This is a genomic window from Lewinella sp. (assembly GCF_050633125.1).
Classification (GTDB): domain Bacteria; phylum Bacteroidota; class Bacteroidia; order Chitinophagales; family Saprospiraceae; genus Lewinella.
Genome location: NZ_JBOEFX010000200.1, coordinates 1 through 538, shown reverse-complemented (window position 1 = coordinate 538; position 538 = coordinate 1). Strand labels below are relative to the sequence as shown.

1 protein-coding gene is annotated in these 538 nt (G+C 54.5%); it reads right to left on the bottom strand.

Annotated elements, in window-relative coordinates; translation table 11 throughout:
* The coding region (locus ACRBG0_RS27960) for an HYR domain-containing protein (RefSeq protein WP_431490124.1) at nucleotides 1-538 on the bottom strand (538 nt) is incomplete at both ends.

Below are 538 nucleotides of genomic sequence, written 5' to 3'. Positions count from 1 at the left end.
CCGTGATGATCTGCACACAAGTGTTCGGATTGCCACACTCATCGGTAGCCGTCCAGGTACGCGTAATCGTTTCGGTGTTACCACAGCCAGGAACAGAATTATCGCTGAAGGTGATCGCTACAGTGCCGCAAACGTCGGAGCCAGTGGCCATACCTGTAGCAGCTGGGGCTGTTGACATGCCACATTCTACCGTAACATCTGCTGGGCAGCTGATGCTTGGGGGCGTGGTGTCTACGACGGTGATGATTTGTACACAAGTATTAGGATTGCCACACTCATCGGTAGCCGTCCAGGTACGCGTGATCGTTTCGGTGTTGCCGCAACCAGGTACGGAACTGTCGCTAAAGGTAATCGCTACCGTGCCGCAAACGTCGGTGCCAGTGGCCATACCCGTATCAGCGGGATCCGTTGACATACCACATTCTACCGTAGCGTCTGCGGGGCAGCTGATGCTTGGTGGTGTGGTGTCTACTACCGTGATGATTTGTACACAAGTATTAGGGTTACCACACTCATCGGTAGCCGTCCAGGTACGCGT